General features: G+C 69.4%; 19 protein-coding genes, 1 tRNA gene and 1 pseudogene. 13 read left to right on the top strand and 8 right to left on the bottom strand.

The annotated features are described in order from the left end of the window. Nucleotide 1: 1 nt before the first annotated feature. The 4 genes and pseudogenes from ACFVX6_RS21540 to ACFVX6_RS21555 form a co-directional block, all read right to left on the bottom strand. Nucleotides 2-74: transfer RNA gene (locus ACFVX6_RS21540), tRNA-His, on the bottom strand. Between the two features lie 104 nt (nt 75-178). Beyond that, nucleotides 179-349 (bottom strand): annotated as a pseudogene (locus ACFVX6_RS21545) (oligoribonuclease); the annotation flags it as partial. Between the two features lie 36 nt (nt 350-385). Beyond that, a complete protein-coding gene (locus ACFVX6_RS21550) occupies nt 386-1,927 on the bottom strand; it encodes an AMP-binding protein (RefSeq protein WP_389693726.1) in 1,542 nt (513 codons plus the stop codon). Nucleotides 1,928-2,097: 170 nt separating this feature from the next. Further along, complete coding sequence (locus tag ACFVX6_RS21555; protein WP_389693728.1) at nt 2,098-3,219, bottom strand: winged helix DNA-binding domain-containing protein; 1,122 nt, start codon at nt 3,217-3,219, stop codon at nt 2,098-2,100. 233 nt (nt 3,220-3,452) lie between these two features. Here ACFVX6_RS21555 and ACFVX6_RS21560 point away from each other — a divergent pair, with 233 nt between their 5' ends. The 3 genes from ACFVX6_RS21560 (at nt 3,453) to ACFVX6_RS21570 (ending at nt 6,121) form a co-directional block, all read left to right on the top strand. Beyond that, nucleotides 3,453-4,646 (top strand): magnesium and cobalt transport protein CorA, encoded by a 1,194-nt coding sequence (locus ACFVX6_RS21560; RefSeq protein ID WP_389693730.1) that lies wholly within the window; start codon nt 3,453-3,455, stop codon nt 4,644-4,646. A 478-nt stretch (nt 4,647-5,124) separates the two neighbouring features. After that, on the top strand, nt 5,125-5,502 hold the full coding sequence (locus ACFVX6_RS21565) for a hypothetical protein (RefSeq protein WP_389693732.1): 378 nt from the start codon (nt 5,125-5,127) through the stop codon (nt 5,500-5,502). A gap of 28 nt (nt 5,503-5,530) precedes the next feature. Further along, a complete protein-coding gene (locus ACFVX6_RS21570; RefSeq protein ID WP_389693734.1) occupies nt 5,531-6,121 on the top strand; it encodes a hypothetical protein in 591 nt (196 codons plus the stop codon). Nucleotides 6,122-6,237: 116 nt separating this feature from the next. Here ACFVX6_RS21570 and ACFVX6_RS21575 read toward each other — a convergent pair whose 3' ends face one another. Beyond that, complete coding sequence (locus ACFVX6_RS21575; protein WP_389693736.1) at nt 6,238-7,080, bottom strand: tyrosine-type recombinase/integrase; 843 nt, start codon at nt 7,078-7,080, stop codon at nt 6,238-6,240. A gap of 993 nt (nt 7,081-8,073) precedes the next feature. On the opposite strand from ACFVX6_RS21575, the gene ACFVX6_RS21580 reads away from it, so the two are divergent. The 3 genes from ACFVX6_RS21580 to ACFVX6_RS21590 all read left to right on the top strand — a co-directional run bounded on the left by ACFVX6_RS21580 (nt 8,074) and on the right by ACFVX6_RS21590 (nt 10,287). Then, nucleotides 8,074-8,445 (top strand): SAV_915 family protein, encoded by a 372-nt coding sequence (locus ACFVX6_RS21580; RefSeq protein ID WP_389693738.1) that lies wholly within the window; start codon nt 8,074-8,076, stop codon nt 8,443-8,445. Nucleotides 8,446-8,459: 14 nt separating this feature from the next. Continuing rightward, on the top strand, nt 8,460-9,794 hold the full coding sequence (lysA, locus tag ACFVX6_RS21585) for a diaminopimelate decarboxylase (RefSeq protein WP_389693740.1): 1,335 nt from the start codon (nt 8,460-8,462) through the stop codon (nt 9,792-9,794). A 157-nt stretch (nt 9,795-9,951) separates the two neighbouring features. Continuing rightward, a complete protein-coding gene (locus tag ACFVX6_RS21590) occupies nt 9,952-10,287 on the top strand; it encodes a VOC family protein (RefSeq protein WP_389693742.1) in 336 nt (111 codons plus the stop codon). 424 nt (nt 10,288-10,711) lie between these two features. On the opposite strand, the gene ACFVX6_RS21595 is transcribed toward ACFVX6_RS21590, so the two are convergent. Beyond that, the gene (locus ACFVX6_RS21595) at nt 10,712-11,032 is read right to left on the bottom strand and encodes a DUF5990 family protein (RefSeq protein ID WP_389693744.1); all 321 of its coding nucleotides are present in this window, start codon (nt 11,030-11,032) and stop codon (nt 10,712-10,714) included. Between the two features lie 20 nt (nt 11,033-11,052). On the opposite strand from ACFVX6_RS21595, the gene ACFVX6_RS21600 reads away from it, so the two are divergent. Next, complete coding sequence (locus ACFVX6_RS21600; protein WP_389693746.1) at nt 11,053-11,469, top strand: VOC family protein; 417 nt, start codon at nt 11,053-11,055, stop codon at nt 11,467-11,469. Nucleotides 11,470-11,498: 29 nt separating this feature from the next. Here ACFVX6_RS21600 and ACFVX6_RS21605 read toward each other — a convergent pair whose 3' ends face one another. Next, nucleotides 11,499-11,720, bottom strand: a complete 222-nt coding sequence (locus ACFVX6_RS21605; protein WP_389693747.1) for a hypothetical protein — start codon at nt 11,718-11,720, stop codon at nt 11,499-11,501. Nucleotides 11,721-11,844: 124 nt separating this feature from the next. Between ACFVX6_RS21605 and ACFVX6_RS21610 the strand changes: the two genes are divergently transcribed. Continuing rightward, nucleotides 11,845-13,395 (top strand): hypothetical protein, encoded by a 1,551-nt coding sequence (locus ACFVX6_RS21610; protein ID WP_389693749.1) that lies wholly within the window; start codon nt 11,845-11,847, stop codon nt 13,393-13,395. Between the two features lie 288 nt (nt 13,396-13,683). Here the strand turns inward: ACFVX6_RS21610 and ACFVX6_RS21615 are convergent, their stop codons facing one another. Beyond that, the gene (locus ACFVX6_RS21615; protein WP_389693751.1) at nt 13,684-14,310 is read right to left on the bottom strand and encodes a hypothetical protein; all 627 of its coding nucleotides are present in this window, start codon (nt 14,308-14,310) and stop codon (nt 13,684-13,686) included. A 1,061-nt stretch (nt 14,311-15,371) separates the two neighbouring features. Between ACFVX6_RS21615 and ACFVX6_RS21620 the strand changes: the two genes are divergently transcribed. The 5 genes from ACFVX6_RS21620 to ACFVX6_RS21640 are packed head-to-tail and all read left to right on the top strand — an operon-like array spanning nt 15,372 to nt 19,809. After that, nucleotides 15,372-16,607, top strand: a complete 1,236-nt coding sequence (locus tag ACFVX6_RS21620; protein WP_389693828.1) for an ATP-binding protein — start codon at nt 15,372-15,374, stop codon at nt 16,605-16,607. Continuing rightward, nucleotides 16,604-17,446, top strand: a complete 843-nt coding sequence (locus ACFVX6_RS21625; RefSeq protein ID WP_389693753.1) for a roadblock/LC7 domain-containing protein — start codon at nt 16,604-16,606, stop codon at nt 17,444-17,446. The genes ACFVX6_RS21620 and ACFVX6_RS21625 overlap by 4 nt, the downstream gene beginning before the upstream one ends. Next, nucleotides 17,439-17,831 carry a DUF742 domain-containing protein gene (locus ACFVX6_RS21630; protein WP_389693755.1) on the top strand — a complete coding sequence of 131 codons (393 nt, stop codon included), beginning with the start codon at nt 17,439-17,441 and terminating at the stop codon, nt 17,829-17,831. Before ACFVX6_RS21625 ends, ACFVX6_RS21630 begins: the two co-directional genes overlap by 8 nt. A gap of 3 nt (nt 17,832-17,834) precedes the next feature. Continuing rightward, nucleotides 17,835-18,395 carry an ATP/GTP-binding protein gene (locus ACFVX6_RS21635; RefSeq protein ID WP_389693757.1) on the top strand — a complete coding sequence of 187 codons (561 nt, stop codon included), beginning with the start codon at nt 17,835-17,837 and terminating at the stop codon, nt 18,393-18,395. 10 nt (nt 18,396-18,405) lie between these two features. Next, complete coding sequence (locus ACFVX6_RS21640) at nt 18,406-19,809, top strand: cytochrome P450 (RefSeq protein ID WP_389693759.1); 1,404 nt, start codon at nt 18,406-18,408, stop codon at nt 19,807-19,809. Nucleotides 19,810-19,837: the final 28 nt, after the last annotated feature.

The raw sequence follows: 19,837 nt of genomic DNA on the forward strand, positions 1-19,837 counted from the left end.
GGGTGAGTAACGGGACTTGAACCCGCGACATCCTGGACCACAACCAGGTGCTCTGCCAGCTGAGCTATACCCACCATGTCGTCCGGTCGTTTCACTGACCGGCCGAGAAAAAGTGTACAGGGTCCGAGCGGGTGCTCGCGCCCGAGTTATCAGGGGTGCCGGAGGGTGCGGGCGCGGGTCACAGGACGTGCTTCGCCGCGATCGCCTTGGCCGTGTCCGAGTCCGGGCCGGGCTGGGGCACGAAGACCGCCTCGCGGTAGTAGCGCAGCTCCGCGATGGACTCGCGGATGTCGGCCAGCGCCCGGTGGTTGCCGTTCTTCTCGGGGCTGTTGAAGCGCGCAGCCCCGTACCGGCCCCCGGTCGTTCCCCTGCGTCCTCCCCGGGGTCAGTTCACCTGCCGCTCCAGGCCCGACCAGTACGGCTCGCGAAGCTTGAACTTCTGGATCTTTCCGGTGGCCGTACGCGGGATGGCGACGCGGAATTCGACCGTCGTCGGGGCCTTGTACCCGGCCAGTCGCTGCTTGCAGTGGGCGATGATCTCCGCCTCCTGGACGGTCTGTCCCTCGGCGAGGACCACGAGGGCCTTGATCGTCTCGCCCCATTTCTCGTGCGGCACCCCGATGACGGCGACCTCCGCGACCGCCGGATGGCTGAAGATCGCGTCCTCCACCTCGATCGAGGACACGTTCTCGCCGCCGGTGATGATCACGTCCTTCTTCCGGTCGGAGATCGTCAGGTGGCCGTCGGCCTCGTCGACCGTGCCGCCGTCACCCGTGTGGAACCAGCCGTCCTGCAGTGCGGCCGCGGTCTCCTCCGGCTTGTCCCAGTACCCCTCCAGTACGACGTTCGACCTGGCCAGGACCTCGCCGTCCTCGGAGACCCGCAGCTTGACCCCCAGCGCGGGCAGCCCCGCGCGCGCGAGCCTGCGCGCCCGTTCCTCGGCCGGCAGCTCCGCGTCGGCGGGCCGGGTCCGGTTGAAGGTGAGCAGCGGCGAGGTCTCGGTCAGGCCGTAGATCTGCGTGAACTCCCAGCCCAGCTCCTCGCCCATGCGCTGGATCGTCCGGCTCGGCGGCGGGGCGCCCGCGCAGACGACGCGCACCCGGTCGCGGCCCGGGATCTCGCCCTCCCAGCTCGCCGCCGCGTCCAGCACGGTGTTCCACACGGCGGGCGCACCGCACATCAGCGTGACCCCGTGTTCCTCGACCCGGCGCAGGATCTCGGCGCCGTCGACCTTGCGCAGCACGACCTGCTTGACGCCGAGCCCGGCCATCACGAAGGGCATGCCCCAGCCGTTGCAGTGGAACATCGGCAGCGTGTGCATGTAGACGTCGCGCTCCCAGACCCGGGTGTGCAGTCCGAAGGTGAGTCCGTTCACCCAGATGTTGCGGTGGGTGAGCTGCACCCCCTTGGGGCGGGCGGTGGTCCCCGAGGTGTAGTTGATCGTCGCGGTCGCGTCCTCGTCGGGGTGCGACCAGGGACGCGGCTCCACCCCGAAGCGCATCAGCTCGGCGTCGGTCTGCGGGCCGAGGACGAAGCGGTGGCGGGCCTTGACGCCCGACAGCGCCTCGTCCAGTTCCGGGTCGACGAGCAGCACCGAGGCCCCGCTCTGCCGGACCACGTAGTCGACCTCCTCCGGCTTCAGCCGGAAGTTCACCGGTACGCAGACGCGCCCGCTCATCGGCACCGCGAACAGCAGCTCGAGGAGCCGGGCGGAGTTGTGGCTGACCACGGCCACGCGTTCGCCCTCACCCACCCCCAGCGCGTCGAATCCCGCCTGCCAGGCCCGTACGCGCTCGCCCAGCCTCCCGTAGGTCGAATCGGGGACCGGTGGAGCCGGCTGATCCGGCTCGTCCACCACGCCCGGGCTCGACGAGAACCCCAGCTCCGCCCGGTCGAGGAAGTCCGTGACGGTCATGGGAATCCGCATGTGCTCTCTCCTAGGGTCCCGAACAGCTGCCAGATGGCGCGCCGCGATGCGCAGATGGCAGCGCGGCCCGCCACGAACGAGAACGAGTGCGGGTGATCTCGGTCGTGCCAGGCATCGTGCCGTGTCCGGCGTACGGGCCACCAGTGCGCGGCGGGCCGAGGTGGCGGGGCTCAGCCGCGGATGGAGCCGAAACGAACGGAGCCGCCCCCGCCCGGACCGTCCTCGCCCATGGCGGCGAGAAGCGCCTCCCCCTCGGCCACGATCTCCGCCTTGTCGGCCTTGGAGACCTCGGCGAACAGCTCGACGGTGAGCGTCCCGCCGTCCAGCTTCCAGAGCCCTGCGAGGAAGCCGTCGAGGAGCAGCGTGCAGTGCGCCTGGTTCCCGGACCAGGTACTCCCCTTCAGCTCGGGCGCGATCACCCGGGAGCGGTCGGCATGGGAGAGGAGCAGGTTGTCGAACTCGGGAAGGAAGCGGGGCGGGGCGGGCTGCTCGGCATCGGGGCGCGGCCCGTCGGGCAGATCGAAGAGCTCGACGCCGTTCTCGTCCTGGAACACCTCCAGGACGGGCCTGAGCCGCTCGAAGGCCTCGCGCAACCGGGTGAGCCCGGCCCACGTCTGCATGTCCTTGACGGAGGCGGGCCCGAAGGCCCCGAGATAGCGCAGTACGACGTCATCGATCCCCGGCGTCTCCCCGCCCAGGCCGCTCTCTTGCCCTCGAACCCACTCGCTCAGCGTGGTGAGGCGGACCTGCCCGCTCTTCCCCCAGACCCCGCGCGGGGTGACCTGGACGAGCGGCAGCCGGCAGCGCGCGGCGACGGACAGCGACTGCGGGTCGGCTCCGGGCCACTCCTTGAGCAGTTCCTCCCGTATCTCCGCCATGGTCCGCGGTTCGGCCTCCACGAACTCCCGCGCGCGCTCGGCCAGCCTGTCCAGGTCCACTCCGACCAGGCCCTTGCGGAAGTAGTTGATCTCCCGGTCGCGGGCGGGCTGGACCAGGGGGCGCAGGGTGAGCGCGTCGTGGACGGTGTGGGTGTGGATGGTGGACCTCATGGTGACCATCCGGACCACCTGCCGGGACTCCATCAGCCCGGCGAGCTCGGCCGGCCCGAATCCGGCGAGGCGGGCGTGGAGCTGGAAGTAGGGCGGCTTCACGTTCTGGGCCTGCAGCCCCAGCAGGTGCCCGGTGGCGTCCTGCGCGGACATCTCGGCGCGGGTCAGGAGCAGCTGGCGGGCGAGCGTGGCACGGTTCAGCGCACGGGTGTCGAGTACGGGACGCGTCGTCTTGGAGGCCATGACAGCAACGTAGCGGCCCATGCGGACACCTTCTGTCCGCAACTCCGGACCGGTTCTGTCCGCAACTCCGGTCCGGTTCTGTCCGCGCCGCCGGACCGGTCCTGTCCGCAACTCCGGTCCGGCCGCATCCGCCCCCACGGACTCGAATGGACCCCGGGGAGCCCTGGGGACCATTCACCCGGATATCCTGCACCTTGCCCGTAAACACCCGTTCGACCGGGAGCTGACCTGCGATGTCGGAGCGACCAGACCGCCGCCGCCCCTCGCCCCCGTCCGCCGCCGCACCCGGGGCCGGGCCCGCGAAGCGCGTGGGCTGGCGACGCCCGGCCGCTCTCCCCTCGGCTCCCCCGGCCGCACCCCCACGGGCCCCGAAGCCGCCCCCGCCGGCTCCCACGCCCGCGGACCACCGCAGCGTGATCGACTCCGCGGTCTACCGCGACGGAGTCCGGGTCGCCTCGCCCACCACCCTCGCCGACACCTTCCGACGGCTGCGCGAACAGCCCGACGGCATGGCCTGGATCGGCTTGCACCGCCCCACGGAATCCGAACTCCACTCCCTGGCCGACGAGTTCAACCTCCACCCGCTCTCCATCGAGGACGCCCTGGAGGCCCACCAGCGCCCCAAGCTGGAGCGATACGGAGACACCCTCTTCGTCGTCCTGCGGGCCGCCCGCTACTTGGACGCGCTGGAGGAGGTCGATTTCGGCGAGCTCCACGTCTTCGTCGGCCCCGACTTCCTGATCACGGTCCGCCACGGCGCGGCCCCGGACCTCTCGGCGGTCCGCCGCCGCATGGAGGAGTCCCCCGAACTCCTCTCCCTCGGCCCGGAAGCCGCCCTGTACGCCATCCTCGACGCGGTGGTCGACGGCTACGTCCCCGTCGTCGAGGGCGTCCAGATCGACATGGACGAGATCGAGACCGAGGTCTTCAGCGGCGACCCGGAAGTCTCACGCCGCATCTACGAACTCTCCCGGGAAATGGTCGAGTTCCAACGCGCCACCCGCCCCCTGGTCGGCATGCTCCACAGCCTGATGGCCGGCTTCGCGAAGTACGGCACGGACGAGGAACTCCAGCGCTACCTCCGCGACGTAGCCGACCACGTCACCCACACCAGCGAACGCGTGGACGGCTTCCGCCAGGCCCTGACGGAAATCCTGACGGTCAACGCCACCCTGGTCTCCCAACAACAGAACGCCGAAATGCGCGCCTTGGCCGAGGCCGGCTTCGAACAGAACGAGGAGATCAAGAAGATCTCCTCGTGGGCCGCCATCTTGTTTGCACCCACGTTGGTGGGAACGATCTACGGCATGAACTTCGAAGACATGCCGGAGCTGAAGTGGGCAGGAGGCTACCCCTTCGCAATCCTGCTGATGGCAGTGGTATGCGTGAGCCTGTACGTCATCTTCAAGAAGCGCGACTGGCTCTAGCCGACGAGCGAGCACCACCGATCGAATTCGCTAGAGCAATCACGCCCCAGGGCCTAACTCAGGGCCCTGGGGAGAATCTGGGAAGAATTGGCGGCGCCGGGGAGCGAGCCGGACCTCCCCCACCTGCTGCTCCACGCTCTCCGAGCGCCTCGGCTCCCCGCGGACAGCCCCCGCTGACCGTCACGGACAGTGCCGCGCGAAGGTCCGCTTGGCAGGGACGAGCACCACGGCTGGCCCTCGTACATGGCCCACCACGTTGACCGATGAACCCATGTCCCTGTCCCAATCCCGAGAGGTGCCCGCCGCCCGCCCGGGGCGCCGATGGCGGCATGGCTGGTCCCCTCCAAAGACGCGCCTCGCGCCGCAGTAGGGAAGGAAGCCCCCGCAGGTGACGGCCACAACAACGAAAGCCGTCTCCCGCTCACGCTCGCGGCAGTACGTTGGGGCCCCACTTTGGATCCCATTGGAGTCAACAGCCTTGAGTCTGAACGATGTTGTTGGAGAGATTGCCGCAGGGTCGGCCGTCGCGCTGGCCAGTGGGGCTGTGGCAGGCGGGGCGGCGTGGGTCGGCCTTAAGGTCCGAGAACTCGTACGCCGTGGATCGACCGCCGAGCAGGACGCCGTGATCGCCGTCTTCGATGACCGGGACGCCACGTCGGATGAGCTCGTGGGTCGACTGACACCGCTGATTCGAGTGCACCTCGACGCGCATCCGGAGGCCATCCCCGAGTTCAAGGCTCTGACCATGGCAGGAACTACCGTGTACAACCAGCAGAACACGGGGAGCGGACTGTTCATCGGCGGCGACAACCACGGCGGCCTGACGATCAACCATGGTGGGCTCGCACGTGACTGACCGACCGCCGGAGGGCGAGAAGAAGGTCGTGAACCAGACGAACCACGGTTCGGGCACGTTCGTGGCCGGCAACGTCCTCGGCAGCATCGTTAACCTCTTCATGCCCGCGCAACGACGGGCCCGCCCTACGCCACCGAGCGGGCCTGAAGTGGCAGAGGACGACTACGACGACATCAGTGGGTCGCTGTTCGGATCCGCCTTCCTGGCAGCCATCTCCGGACAGGCAGTCTCCTACTGCGTCCGCGGGTTGCCCCTCTTCGGCACCGGCCCGACCCCCGGTCTGCCCACGAGGTTCTTGGCGGGGTTCGCCTTCGCCTACGCCTTCTTCGCCTGCGTCGCGATGTTCCTCGCACGGGCCGCGCAAGGTCTCGAAGTGTGGGCGGGACGGTGCGCCGATATCGCCGTCCAAACGAGAGTGCGGCCTCTCGCGCAACTGCCGGCCAGCGTGGCCCGGATCTTGGCGACTGCATCCTCGGGAACAGCGACTACGGCCGCCCTCGTAGCCACCTTCTACGCATGGGGTGACTTCGGTGGCAGCGTGCAGGAGAGGGCCTACCTCGCGCGCGATGGCGCCGCCATGAATGCTGCGCGGGCACGCGCAGCAGTGCAGAGAGGCTGACCAGAGAGGCGCGAAGAAGGCCGGACTCTTCGCAGGTTCTGCGGGCGAATCACAGGCTTCGTGAAGCCTGCACAGCGGAAACGGGTGCCACAGCGCATGCTGTGACACCCGTTCTCTCACATATGGGCAAGGCTGTCCGGGACGTACTCGGGCACCGTGCCGAGTAGTGCGTCGATGGCCGCGCGTCCCTTGCCGCCGGCCTCCGGCATGAAGTGGGCGTAGTGGTCGAGGGTGATGGTCGGACTTGAGTGACCGAGCCACCGGGCGAGCGTCACGATGGACTCGCCCGCTTCGAGGAGGACCGAGGCGTAAGTGTGCCGGAGCACGTGGAAGCCGTCCTTGCGGGAGGCCTTCCACCGTGCACCCTTCTCCCGCACGGGAATGACCCCGGCCGCTGCGAGGGCTGGCTTCCACGCCTCGTCGTTGAAGATGTTGGCGCGGATGGCGTTGCCGTACGTCGTCGTGAGGACGAGCGGGAAGCTCTGCTTCTCCCGGTCGGGCTCCGGTCCGCCCCAGGGGAGCTCGACGTCGACTGCCGGATGGTCGAGGAAGTACGCGGCCAGTTCCGTGGCCACCGAACGGGGCATGTCGACGATGCGCGTCTTGCCGCCCTTGGGCAGGGCGAAGTAGAGACGCCCGGAGAGAAGTTGCACCTGCCTGCGCACTCGGATGACGCCGCGTTCGAAGTCGATGTCCCTCGGCGACAGCCCGAACACCTCTCCCTGGCGCAACCCACACCCCAGCGCGACGACGACCGCAATCCGGTAGCGAGGATTGATCACGTCCCGCACCCGCTGCGCCGTTGCCAGCGGCCACGCGTCACGATCCTCGTCGAGGGCCTTCGGCCAACGCACCGTCTCGGCCCGCATCGGGTTGCGGACAAGGCGCTTGTCGTCGATCGCGGTCTCGAAGATGTTCGACAGCGAGGTGAGGATCTGCCGGCGTACCGCGGAGAGCACTCGCCTTCGAGCGTGGCTACGTAGCCGCGCAGGACGGTCGCCGACACGTCGCGCAGCGCCACCGCACCGCGGTGCGGAAGGATGTGGAGTCGTACACGCTCGTCAACTCGCTTGACCGTGCCGGTCGCGCCGCGAACGCCGGCACGCCAGTGGCGCGTGACGAAGTCCGTCAAGGTGATGGAGCCGTCGCGCGGGTCGACGAACTCGCCTCGTTCACTGTCGGTGCCGGACCGCCGGAGCCACCCCTTGGCGTCCTCCAGCACATCGAACGACATGTCCCGGCCGCCCGGGATTCCAGCGACCCGATACCGAGACCCCTTGCCGTAACGGGTCGTACGCTCACGCTTCCCTGTGACGGGATCCTTCTTCTTTTTGATCCAACGATCTTCGATATAGCCGGCCAAAGAATTCCTCGGGGTAAGGGTTGGGCGTAGGGCGGGTGGTAGGGCCGGGTAGGTCGGTCAGGCCGTGGCCAAGTACCCGGCGCGGCGCTGCGGGGCGGCATTCACCTCGTCGTCAACCCACCACTTCGGCCCGTAGAAGCCGGGTCCGCCTCCCCAGCCCCAAACCTCCTTGCGCACGTCCTGAAGGACTTCCTTGGCCTCCGCGGTTGTAGTGAAGGTCCGATTCCGGGTCGAAGTACTGGCCCGGGAAGCGAAGTGGGGTGTACGCCTTGCTGGTGGACGTCCAAGTCGTGGTGCCCCACACAGTGGTGCGGGTGCGCCAGGCCAGTGCGCCGGACTCGTCGATCAGTTCTGCGGGGGCACCCACCAGGTCGGTGACGATGGCGAAGAAGCGGGCGGTTGTTGGCGGTCTTCTCGCACGGACTCGTGCCGTCAGTGATGCGTATGGACTTGGCCCCTCGTCGTCAAGGGGGCGTCATGGGGTGGGCTCGGGGGTGGGGAAGCGGGGATAGCTTCGGTGTCGTGCCCCGGGCTGCCTCCCCGCGTCCGGGGCCTCATCTGCCACTCGTGGTTCCTCTGGGAGGGCCCCATGTGTTTGTTCCAGTACGACGACGACCCGGAGCCCGAGGAACGCTTCCCGGCCGGACCCCTGTACGTACCGGTCCTGCCGGGAAGGGCGGAGGTGGTGGTACGCCTGTTCCGCACCCCGCTGGGAGCCCGTACCGCCGTGGGCTTCACGAGTGCGGAGCGGCTGGAGGCCACGCTCGGCGTCGGCCGGCCCTGGATCCGGCTCTCCGAGTCCGCGCTCCGTGCGATGACCGGGCCGGTGGGAGCGTCGTTGCTGACCGTCGATCCGACGCTGACCGCTCCTGCCGTCGCCCCGGTCGCGCCGGCAACGGCGACCGGTCCCCTCACCACACCAATGCCGCAGGATCCCGACGTCGCCGCCCGGACCGTCTGAAGGGGAACCGCACCATGACCATCACCGACCTCCCCGATGCTCCGACCGCCGCCGGCGAACTGTCCGTGTGGCCCGCGTCCACCACTCTGCTGCCGCACGGCGACCTCGCCGTCGGTGGCGTGTCATTGACGGAGATCGCCGACCGCTTCGACACACCGGCCTACGTCCTGGACGAGGGCGAGGTACGCGACCGGTGCCGCGCCTACCGCGCCGCTCTCCCCGAGGCCGAAGTCCTCTACGCCGCCAAGGCGTTCCTCTCCCGCGCGATCGTGCGCTGGGTGCAGGAGGAGGGACTGGGCCTGGACGTGTGCTCCGCCGGGGAGTTGGAGCTCGCCGTGACCGCCGGTTTCCCCGCCGAGCGCATCGTGCTCCACGGCAACGCGAAGTCGCCCCGTGACCTGGAGGCGGCGCTGCGGCTGGGCGTGGGGCGGATCGTCATCGACAGTCCGTCCGAGATGGCCCGGATCGCGGCCGCCGTGGGGCCCGACGGGCATCAGAAGGTGTTGGTGCGCGTCGTGCCGGGCGTCTCGGCCGGGGGCCACGCCAAGATCCGTACGGGTACGGAGGACCAGAAGTTCGGGCTCTCGATCGCCGACGGGTCGGCGCAGCACGCCATCGTGCGCGTACTCGGCCGGCCGCAGCTCGAACCGGCCGGCCTGCACTGCCACATCGGCTCGCAGATCACCGAGGTGAAGCCGTACGTGGTGGCGCTCCGCCGGATGGTCGGGCTGATGGCCCGGGTTCGCGACGCCCACGGGGTCGTCCTGCCGGAGCTGGACATGGGCGGCGGCCACGGCATCGCCTATCGGCCCGGCGAACCCGCTCTCGACCTCACCGCCTTCGCCCGCCGGATGCGCGCCGAGCTCGGCGAGGCCTGCGCCGCCGCGGGCCTGCCCGTACCCCGGCTCGTCATCGAACCGGGGCGCGGCGTCGTCGGGCCGGCCGGAGTCGCCCTGTACCGCGTACTGGCCGTCAAGCGCACGGGCGAGACCGTTTTCGTCGCCGTCGACGGCGGTATGAGCGACAACCCGAGGCCCGCCCTGTACGGGGTGCGCTACGCGCCCCGCCTCATCGGCCGCCAGTCGACGGCCGACCCGCGGAGGACGACGGTCGTGGGCCGGCACTGCGAAGCCGGCGACGTCCTTGCCGGCGATGTGGAACTGCCGGGCGACGTCCGTCCCGGAGATCTGCTCGCCGTTCCCGTGGCGGGTGCGTACCAGCTGTCGATGGCCTCCGGCTACAACATGGTCGGCCGGCCCCCGGTGATCGCGGTCCACGAGGGCGCGGCCCGGACGCTCGTACGGCGCGAAACACTGGACGATGTCCAGAGGCGCGACATCGGAGGCTAGTGCCGGGCCGGGCCGGGCCGGGCCGGGCCGGGCCGGGCCGGGCCGGGCACCATGCACCATGCACCATGTCAACCAGTGCTCCGACCGGGAAGGTTCACCGAGTTGCCGGACAGTGGCTGCACGCGTCGGACGTCCCTCCTCCCCTACGGTGAAGCCCATGACGCTGTCGGCAAAGATGATCACGATCGACTGTGCGGAGCCCCGGGAACTCGCCGACTGGTGGGCTGCGGCTCTGGGAGTTGAAGTTGCCGAGGACTTCGGCGAGTTCGTCATCCTCGCGGCCCGGCCGCTCGTCCTGGGGTTCCAGCGCGTGCCCGAGGCCAAACCGGGTAAGAACCGTGTGCACATCGACTTCGACTCTCCGGACCGCAGGGGCGAGGTCGACCGGCTCGTGACGATGGGCGCGAAGGTCGTCGGCGAGCACACTGCGCCGGGCTTTGAGTGGACCACCTTGCAGGACCCTGTCGGCAACGAGTTCTGCGTCTCCGGCTGACCCCTCCCGGATGGGTTGGCGCGACGCGACGCCTCCGTGGGGTTTGACGGCTTGACCTTCGACCCGGGTCGAAGGTTTCTCGTCGACGGTGTGAGCACGATGCGGATCTCCCGGCCGGCCGAGCGTTCCGGTGTTCCGGCGCCCCCCTGCGCTCCTACGAGGGCGCCAGGCTCCTGACTGCCGAACGGACGCCGGCGTGAGGCCGTCGGCGGCGCCGTCCGGGCCCAGATCCCCGACGGGCTGCGCCTGACCCTGCCGTGGAGCGGGCCGTGGCCCTGACCGTGCTCGCCGCTGCCGAGCAGCAGTGCTGCCCGTTCTTCGACTTCCGCCTCCACCTCGACGGCACGCAGGTGCATCTGGAGGGCCACGTGCCCGCCGAGGGCGCCGCGCAGCCGACCGACGTCGGCGGTACGGTGCACGGTGCTCAGCTCCAGGTGAGCGCGGGCGGGCGCACCGCAGCGCACACGGGCATCCCGCAGGCATCCGTCCGTCCGAGCCGCGATTCGGCTGCGCCCCGTTCGACGGCCTGCAGCGGGAGGTCGTCGAGCATCAGCTCGGCGCGGCGGAACATCGTGAACGCTCCGCCGGCCGGCAACTCTCCCCACGTCAGATACACGAACGGGCCCCGCACTCCTTTCGGAGCGATGCGGCCCGCCTCTACGGGTGTGCGACACGAGGCAGACGGACGGCCCGGGGGAACCCTCCGTACGCACGCCGCACACATAGGCTGCCCCGCACTGACCATTCGTCACAAAGGGAGCGAACGTGTCCTCTCGCCTGAACCCGTACATCAGCTTCGCCGGCGATGCGAAGCAGGCCATGGAGTTCTACAAGGAGGTGTTCGGCGGCGATCTGGCCGTCCACACCTACGGCGGATTCGGCTCCGAGGCGCCCCCCGGATACTCCGACAAGATCATGCACGGCATGCTCGAGACGCCCAGGGGATTCACCCTGATGGGCGCCGACAACCCGCCCGGGACGGAACACAAGCCCGGGAACAACATCGCGGTGAGCCTGAGCGGCGACGACCAGGACGAGCTGCGAGGCTACTGGAACGAGCTGTCCGCCGGCGGCACGGTGTCCGTCCCCCTGGAGAAGCAGATGTGGGGCGACGTCTTCGGCATGTGCACGGACAAGTTCGGCATCACGTGGATGGTCAACGTCAGCGAACAGCAGGGCTGATCCCCTCCTTGGCCCCGGGGCCCAGGGTCTCAGCGCTCCCGGCTGGTGAGCAGCAGACCCCGGGTCCACGCGATCAGCTGGCGCACGATGGTGGTGGCCTGTGCGCTGCGGCGGCGGGAGAACGGAAGCACCAGCAGGGCGGGTACGGAGGCGAGGGTCACGATGACGACGGGCACGAGTGCGAGCCCGACGATGAGCACCCGCGCGGCCCACCGGGCGCCGGCGATGGTCGAGGTCCAGACGGTGGCCATGGATCGGTTTCCTTCCAGGGGCGGCTGATTGACGACCTCAGCGTGGGAGGGCCGGGTTAGGCTGCGACAGCCGCAAGGGTTGCCAGTACGGGTGCAAGGCACGGGGGAGGCCGGGATGCCGGAGATGGCCCGCTCAGCTGCGAGTTCGGCCGCGACCGAGCGGGGCGAGGTGCCGGAGGTTGCCACCCTCGGCAACACGTTGACGGGCCTGTTCAAGACCCTGGGCGTCTCGCAGGAGGCGTACGCCGTCCGCGTCGCCCTGGACGCTGCCACCGTCTCCCGCTTCCTGCGCGGGCGCCGCGTCGCCACCGAGGACTTCATCGGCCGCCTCATCCGCGAGGCGGAGCACAAGCTGGGAGCCCCTCTCAAAGAAGAGGCCAAGGCCGAGGTGCACCGCCAACGCCTGGCGGCCCTGCAGGCCACCAACCCTTCCGGGTACGAACTGGAGTGCCTCCGCCACGAGATGATGCGCTCCCAGCGCACGATCGCCCGCCTGACCCGTCAGGAGGAGGCGCTGCACGACCTGTTGGCGAAGCGCGAGGCGGAGGTCTTGTCCGTGAGGGGCGAGCTCGACTCGCTCAACCGCGACTGGTCGGCGGACCTGACCGCCGCCACCCGCCGCGAGGTCGAGCTCCGCACCGCGCTCGACGAGTACACCACCGTCCGCGACACCCTCCTCGCCGAGATCGCGAGGCTTCGCGCCGATCTGGCCGACACGTCCGCCCTACGGGCCGATGCGGAGACCCGCTGCCGGGACTTGGAGGACCGGGTCCTGGCCATGGAAGAGGAACTGGCCGAGCTGCAGCGGGACGACGGGGGGCCGATCGGGGTGCTGATGGAGCGCCTTGAGGGGTTCCGTTCCGGCGGTGACGTACGCGCGCTGGGCCGCGAGTTGGCAGACGTGGCGTGGGCACGTCCGGCCGAGGAGATCGTGGTGGTGCTGCAATGGCTCGGGGAGGCGCGTGAGCATTCCAGGGGGGAGTCCTTGCTCAGCGATGTCGCGCAGGCCCGGTCCCTCGACGTGGTCACGGAGATCGGTGACGTGATGATGCGGGGTCCGTTCTCGGTGACCTTCATATCCCGTCTCGTCCGGAGCGCCGCCCGGTTCCGGTCCGTGCCCGAGCTGGCGGTGCTGCACCGCCACTGGCACAGCGAGCCTTGGCTCATATCGTCCGACGTCCTGGTGTGCCTCATGGAGACGGACCGACCTGCCGCTGAGGTGTTGGAGGTGATCTCGCTCCTGTCCGACGAAAACGCACCGGTCCGGCGGAGCCTGTCGGAGGCCGCAGGTTCCTACCATCCCGCAGATCACGTCGTGGCCGTTCTCGCGGAGCTCGCCCACCGCGGTGACAAGCACCTCGTCCGACTCCCGTTGGGAAACCTCATGCGGCGCATCCACGCCGTGGGGCTGGGTGAGCCCTTTGCCGCCGACCTGATGACGCTCCCCGAGGATCGACGGCACGCGCTGTTGGAGCACATGGCCGCGGCGCCGATGAGGACCCTGCTGGACTTGCTCGACACGCTCAACTCTTCGCTCAGGACGGCCCCGGTGGCCGCGGAGCTGCTCGACCGGATCGCGGCGGCGGGCCGCGGGGCCGACGTGCGTTCGTACCAGGGAAAGCGCGCCCGGGCGTACCCGCACCACGAACCGGAGGACGTGGCGGACGGCAGGTGACCGCTCACCGGGGAGCCGTCCTCACGGGTCACGACGCCGGGTGGTTGCGGCGCCAGAAGGTGGGGAGCCACCAGCAGAGTGCCGAGCGGTCGTCGGGCCAGGGGGTGCGGCAGGGGTAGCAATCGCTCACCTGCGCAGTCTTGTTGCCGGTGCGGCCTGCGCGCCACTCGGATTCTCCGCCCGCCGGCCCCGGGCAAGCCCCCGCAGCCCCGGCCGGTCCGCAGGGCGCCGCGATGACGGCGGCTCGTGCCCGGCTGCCCGGCTGCCCGGCTGCCCGGCTGCCCGACCCTAGGCCAGGTGGTTCAGGAGCCAGGTGACTTGGGCGCCGGGGATGAGCAGGCCTTCCGGGTCCGCGGGGGACGTGGTGGTGTCGTCGAAGTCGTCGTCGCTCAGGTCGTCGGGGACGTCGCCGATGGTCAGCTTGAGCTTCTGCGGCAGCTGCGGCCAACTGCCCCGGACCGCAGACTCGGTGTTCTCCTCCGGGGAGGGCGCCGTTCCGTTGAAGGAGAAATACGTCCCCGTCCGGTGGTTCTCCTGCCGGTGCTCCATCTCGGCGAGGGCGTAGCGGACCGCGAGGGCTCCCCTGGCGATGCCGCCCACGGTGAGGGGGGCGTCGCCCGTCTGCTCGGCCGCCGTCCGACGGAGGGCTTCCGTGACCGTGTCCGCCAGGTCGGCCAGGGGGGCGGCGCCGTCGTTGAAGCCGACCAGGATCAGGTCGTGGCCGCGGGCGCGCGCCGCTTCGCCGAATGAGTCCGGGGTGGAGTAGAGCCGGGCCCGCAGCGCGGCCAGGTCCGTCTCCCCCGGTCCTGCCTTGCTGGCCAGGACGAGCGGCTTGACGAGGCCCTTGTCGCTCGAGGGACGTATCCACGCGGTTCCGCCGTCGAGCTTCCACTCCTGGTTCGCGTCCGATGCCATGAGTCCTCCAGGGGGCGGGTTGTGGTCATGTGGTCGCCGCACCGGCGCACGAGCCAAGAGAACCGGCACGGCCACGGCGGGGGAAAGAGCGAAATCGCGCCGCCAGGCCGAGAGTCGATCATGAGCGCCACCGGGTCCTGGCGCAGGACGTCGCCGGCGAGAACGGCCCCGTACGTGCCGCCGGCGCCCACGATCGGAGCCGTCCGGCCGGGCCGCCGCCCCATCGGAACGGCCCTGCGGGTTTCGGCGTTTTGGGCCATCGTTCGTCACTCAACAATTCGTTTCGGTGCGGGCGGCGAACCACTCCGCCATTGCATTGCCGTTCCTCGACCCGACACCTCTTATGCGCCGGTGTACCCCGTGCCGCCGCACATCCCGCTGTGATGTGCGGTCGGCCGGTCTCCCTTAAGCCCGTTAGTTCCCGGGTGACACGGGAGGCGCCGCGGGCGCCCTTCGTTTCGGTGGAAATCATCTTCCGGTTCGCGGAGCCGGTTGCGCGGACGCTTCGGCTGCTCGCACTCCGACGGCGTCATCCCCTCAGCGCCACCACGCTCGTTCGCCCGCCCCACAATGCGGGGCAATAGCGACGAGAACACCCCTATCCCGGATCCCGGTTCCGATCTTGATGAGATGTAGATGAACAGGGGCAAAAGCCCACATTCGGCCAGCGTGATTGAACCTGCACCCACCTGCCGATGGGCCCTTCCCGGGACAGATGGATGTGAGAGATCGCCACCCCTCTCGTGAAGAACTGCTTAACGGACGGGTGGCGCGGGGCGTGACCGATGGCCGGTACGGAGGGATCGAAAGGCCATGTCAACCCCCGGCCGTAACACTCCGGTTGGGCGGATCGGGCGCCATAGCGGGCGTCCGGGGAGCTACAGATCCGGTGATAGCATCCCGGCATCTGTGATCTTGATTCATTTTGACGCAGATGCTGATTTGGATCGGCGGCATGATCACCGCGCAACACCGGGTGAACCGTGCCGATCAGCTGTGTTGCGGGGCCTCGCGAGGTGTATCTGCAGCCGTCCGCATGGCACGCGCCGGGAAAGGTTTCCATGAATCGAGACGCACTTGTGTGGTGCCTGGTTGCGGTGGCGGCGATAGCCGTGGCCGCGGTCGTGGCACTGGTCGCCCGCAACAGAGCGCTGGGGGCGAAGAAGGAGCACACCGAGGCCGAACTCAGGCACCAACTGCTCGCGGCGGACAGCCACCTGCACGTGTCGCGCGCCGAACTGCAGAGGTTCCGGGTCGAGCAGGACGCCACGCTCCGCGAAGCCAAGGAAGCCGCTGAGGAGAACACCAAGGCCGTCCTCAAGGGTGCCGCCAGCCTCCTGCAGAGCCTCGCCGCCGAGCAGACGTTGCTTCTGGACGGCATCCAGCGCAAGTACGGCGGACACACCGTCCTCAGCGACCTGTTGGACGTCAACCACGCCAACGCCCAGATGGCGCGCAAGGCTCAGGGCATCGCCGTCATGTGCGGTGCGCCGCTCGGCCGCCGCAACAGGCCCGCCAGCGTCTACGACGTGGTGCGCAGCGCCCAGGGCCAGATCCGCAACTTCCACCGGGTCGCCATCATGCAGCAGACCAGTCTCGCCCTGAAGGCGTCGGCGGTCGCGCCCGTCGCCCTCGCCGTGGCGGAGCTGCTCGACAACGCTGCCAGCTTCTCGCAGCACGACGCGCCGATCGAAGTGACGTTCCAGCGCGTCCAGAACAACCTGTGCATCGTCATCGACGACGCCGGCGTCAGCATGAACGACGAAGAGCGGCAGCGGGCGACCGCACTGCTCTCCGGAGAAATCGCCCCCCGTCTCTCGCAGCTCGGGACCCAGCCGAAGTTCGGCTTCCCGGTCATCGGCCTGATCGCGCGTCAGCACGGTTTCAAGGTCGATGTCACCGGAGTCTCCCGATACGGCGGCGTCCGGGCCGTCGTCCTCTTGCCCGAGGAGCTGTGGACCATGGAGGAGATTCCGCCCGTCCAGGAGGCCCCGGTCAGCGAGATCCGGCGCGCCGCCGAGAACCGGCCGCCGCAGAGCGCGACCTCGCACGGCACGACGCCGCAGAGCACGGTGCCGCACAGCGCGACGTCGCGCACGATGCACGGGCTTCCCAAGCGCGGCGCGCGTCAGGCGCCCATCGCGAGCGTCCCCGATCCCGACACCACCGCGCCGGCGCCCCGGATCTCGGGAGAGACGGGCCGCGCTTCCGGGCGCAGCCTGGGTGCCTTCCAGCGCGGCACGCTCTCCGGCCGCAACCTTGACGCCACCTCGTTCGAAGGGCCCGAAGAGGCATGACCGCAGATCTGTCGTGGATGCTCGAGGACATCGTGCACAACGTGCCCCGTGCACGGCACGCCGTCCTGTTGTCCGCTGACGGCCTTCCTCGCGGCGCGACCGAAGGCCTGGCCGAGAAGGACGTGCGCACCATCTCCGCGGCCATGGCCGGGATGCAGTCGCTCAGCCGGGCGACGGCCCACTTCGCCGGACCGGAGGAGGACCGGCAGTGGAACCAGACCATCATCGAGTTCTCGCACGGCTGGAGCTTCCTGATCGGGGCGGGGCAGGGCTCCTACCTCGCCGCCGCGGCCGCGCCCGATGTGGACATGCAACAGATCTCCTTCCGCATGCACCGCCTCGTCGCACGGCTGGGCAACAACCTCACCTCGCCGCCGCGCGTGCACACCGAGGACGCCGGAGTGCGACGCGGGAGCGCACCCCGGCAGCCGGTCCCGGGCGACTCGGGATTCGTACTCGGTGAGCTCGACCGGGTGATGTCCGAGGTGAAGGGTGCCCGCCACGCCGTGCTGCTGGGATCGGACGGCCTTCCCCGTGGGGCGACCAACGGGATGAGCCGCGACCTCGCGGACACCATCTCCGCGGCCATGACGGGCATCCACGCCTACAGCCGGGTCACTTCCCAGTTCGCGGGGGTCATCGAGGACGCGGAATGGCGTCAGACGGTCATCGAGTTCCAGCACGGCTGGATCTTCCTGATGGCGGCGGGCCCCGACGCCTTCCTGGCCGCGGCCGCCGAACACGACTGCGACATCGAGCAGTTCACCACGCGTCTGCACGAGGTGGTTCCCAGACTGACCGCGACGGCGACACCGGGGAAGGGGACTGGCCATGCCTGAAGGTCTCGGACACGACGACGAGCTGGAACTGACGTCTCCATTAGTCCCCCTCTTCGTGATCACGAACGGACGGGCACTGCCCCCGGACCACGAGTACGAGCACACGACGCTCGTGACGGCGGCGGCGGAGATCGGACAGGTGGCAGCGCGCACGCTGTCCCCGGAAGCGGGGCGGGTCATGGACCTGGTCGCGAACGGCTTCCTGTCCGTGGCCGAGGTGGCGGGGCACACGCACCTGCCCCTGGGCGTCGTCCGCATCCTGCTGGCGCAGTTGGAGGAGGACGATCTCATCCTCGCGAGGACCCCGATACCGCGCGCCGAACGTGTCGACAGAGAACTGGTCAGTGCCGTGCTCGAGGGCCTGAAGAATCGATTCGGAGCGTAACGCGTGTACCTGGATCCAGATGTCTCCCATGCGGTGAAGATCCTCATCGTGGGGCATTTCGGGGTCGGCAAGACCACCTGCATCGGCAGTCTCTCGGAGATCGAGCCCCTGCGGACCGAGGAAGAGATCACCGAAGCCAGCGTGGGTTTCGATGATCTGTCGGGCACGCCCGACAAGACGACCACCACCGTCGCCATGGACTTCGGCCGGCTCACCCTGAGCGACACCCTGGTGCTCTACCTCTTCGGAACGCCCGGCCAGGAGCGCTTCAAGGAGATGTGGGAGGAGCTCTCCCGGGGTGCTCTGGGCGCGCTGGTCCTCGTCGACCCGGAGCGCCTGCACGAGTCCTTCCCCGTCCTGGACCTCGTCGAACGTTTCGGCCTGACGTACGCCATCGCCGTGAACCACTTCGAGGGCACCACGCACTACCCGCTCGACGAGGTGCACGAGGCCCTGAACCTCAGCGCCGAGACCCCTGTCGTGGAGTGCGACGTACGGGACGAGAACTCCTCCGCGCGGGCCCTCATCACCCTCGTGAAACACCTCATGTCCCAACTCGGCTAGGAGCGCAGGAATGCAACAGCCACGTGACCCGCACGAGATACCTCCCGGCTGCCCCGCGCACGGGAACGTCCAGATGTACGGCCCTTCGTTCGGAGCCGACCCCGACGGCCACTACGCACAGCTGCGTGCGTACGGTCCCAGTGCGCCCGTGGACATCGCCCCCGACGTCCAGGTCGAGCTCGTCACGAGCTACGACGCCGCGCTGTACGTCCTGCAGAACCCCGCCTCCTTCGTGCGCGACTCCCGACGCTGGAACGCCCTGAACGAAGGCCGCGTCCCGGCCGACAGCCCGGCGCTGCCCATGATGGGGTACCGCCCCAACGCGCTCTTCAGTGACGGTGCGGCACACGCCCGCCTGCGCAGGGCCGTTACGGACAGTCTCGCCACGGTCAACGAGCACCAGCTCATCCGGCAGACGCAGCAGTCCGCCAACTACCTGATCAGTCAGTTCAGTACCGACGTCCGCGGCCATGCGGAGCTGATGGCCGAGTACGCCCAGCCGCTGCCCCTGCTGGTCTTCAGCGAGCTGTTCGGCTGCCCGCCCGAGATCGGCGACCGCGTGATCGCCGGGATCAGCGGCATCTTCGAGGGGACCCCCGGGGCCGACGAGGTGCTCGGCGGGGCGCTCACCGAGCTGATCGCCCTCAAGCGGCGGCGGCCGACGGACGACCTGACGACGCGCCTGATGGAGCACTCGGCCGGGCTGACCGACGAGGAGGTGCTGCACCAGCTGGTCACCCTGCTCTCCGGTGGCACCGCGCCGCTGACCGCCGCCATCGGCACCAGCAGCGCCCTGTACCTCGGAGACGAGTGGCAGCTCGGGCTCCCGGTCGAGGACGCGGTCTCCCAGACCCTCTGGAACTACGCGCCGATCTCCAACTACGCGGCGCACTACCCGACTCACGACGTCGAGATCGGCGGCCGGGTGATCCGGGCGAACGACCCGATCCTCGTCTCGTTCGCCGCTGCCAACACCGACCCGAAGTTGACCGAGCACCGCGAACAGCTCAGCGCCAAGGCGCATTTGGCGTTCGGAGCGGGCCCGCACGCCTGCCCTGCCAAGGACCCGGCCTTCATGATCGCCGTGACGGCCGTCGAGACGCTGCTCAACCAGCTTCACGACGTCGAGCTGCGCGTCCCGTTCAAGGCGCTCACGTGGGCACCGAGCCCGTGGAGCCGCTCGCTGGTCACTCTTCCGATCCGCTTCACCCCGAGGGCCGTTGCCCAGGGAACCGAGTCGGCCGCGTCCGCCGGGACCGCCTGGTCGGCAGGGTCGAACGCGGGCCAGACGCCCCAGCAGCAGACGGCCACCCCCTCCACCCACACCGGCCCTTCGGGGACGCATGCCCCTGCCGCGTCGCAGCCCAAGGGAGGCCTGTTCAGCCGCTTCCTGGCGTGGACCAGAGGCGAATGAGGAATATGTGATTCAGGTAACACCCTGA

The sequence above is a fragment of the Streptomyces sp. NPDC058289 genome, from assembly GCF_042880975.1.
Taxonomy (GTDB): domain Bacteria; phylum Actinomycetota; class Actinomycetes; order Streptomycetales; family Streptomycetaceae; genus Streptomyces; species Streptomyces stoeckheimensis.

Bases quoted from the DNA above. Each gene is read 5' to 3' on its own strand.
- ACFVX6_RS21550 (WP_389693726.1), bottom strand. From the start codon at position 1,927: ATGCGGATTCCCATGACCGTCACGGACTTCCTCGACCGGGCGGAGCTG.
- ACFVX6_RS21555 (WP_389693728.1), bottom strand. From the start codon at position 3,219: ATGGCCTCCAAGACGACGCGTCCCGTACTCGACACCCGTGCGCTGAAC.
- ACFVX6_RS21560 (WP_389693730.1), top strand. From the start codon at position 3,453: ATGTCGGAGCGACCAGACCGCCGCCGCCCCTCGCCCCCGTCCGCCGCC.
- ACFVX6_RS21580 (WP_389693738.1), top strand. From the start codon at position 8,074: ATGTGTTTGTTCCAGTACGACGACGACCCGGAGCCCGAGGAACGCTTC.
- lysA (WP_389693740.1), top strand. From the start codon at position 8,460: ATGACCATCACCGACCTCCCCGATGCTCCGACCGCCGCCGGCGAACTG.
- ACFVX6_RS21590 (WP_389693742.1), top strand. From the start codon at position 9,952: ATGACGCTGTCGGCAAAGATGATCACGATCGACTGTGCGGAGCCCCGG.
- ACFVX6_RS21595 (WP_389693744.1), bottom strand. From the start codon at position 11,032: ATGGTCAGTGCGGGGCAGCCTATGTGTGCGGCGTGCGTACGGAGGGTT.
- ACFVX6_RS21605 (WP_389693747.1), bottom strand. From the start codon at position 11,720: ATGGCCACCGTCTGGACCTCGACCATCGCCGGCGCCCGGTGGGCCGCG.
- ACFVX6_RS21610 (WP_389693749.1), top strand. From the start codon at position 11,845: ATGGCCCGCTCAGCTGCGAGTTCGGCCGCGACCGAGCGGGGCGAGGTG.
- ACFVX6_RS21615 (WP_389693751.1), bottom strand. From the start codon at position 14,310: ATGGCATCGGACGCGAACCAGGAGTGGAAGCTCGACGGCGGAACCGCG.
- ACFVX6_RS21620 (WP_389693828.1), top strand. From the start codon at position 15,372: ATGAATCGAGACGCACTTGTGTGGTGCCTGGTTGCGGTGGCGGCGATA.
- ACFVX6_RS21625 (WP_389693753.1), top strand. From the start codon at position 16,604: ATGACCGCAGATCTGTCGTGGATGCTCGAGGACATCGTGCACAACGTG.
- ACFVX6_RS21630 (WP_389693755.1), top strand. From the start codon at position 17,439: ATGCCTGAAGGTCTCGGACACGACGACGAGCTGGAACTGACGTCTCCA.
- ACFVX6_RS21640 (WP_389693759.1), top strand. From the start codon at position 18,406: ATGCAACAGCCACGTGACCCGCACGAGATACCTCCCGGCTGCCCCGCG.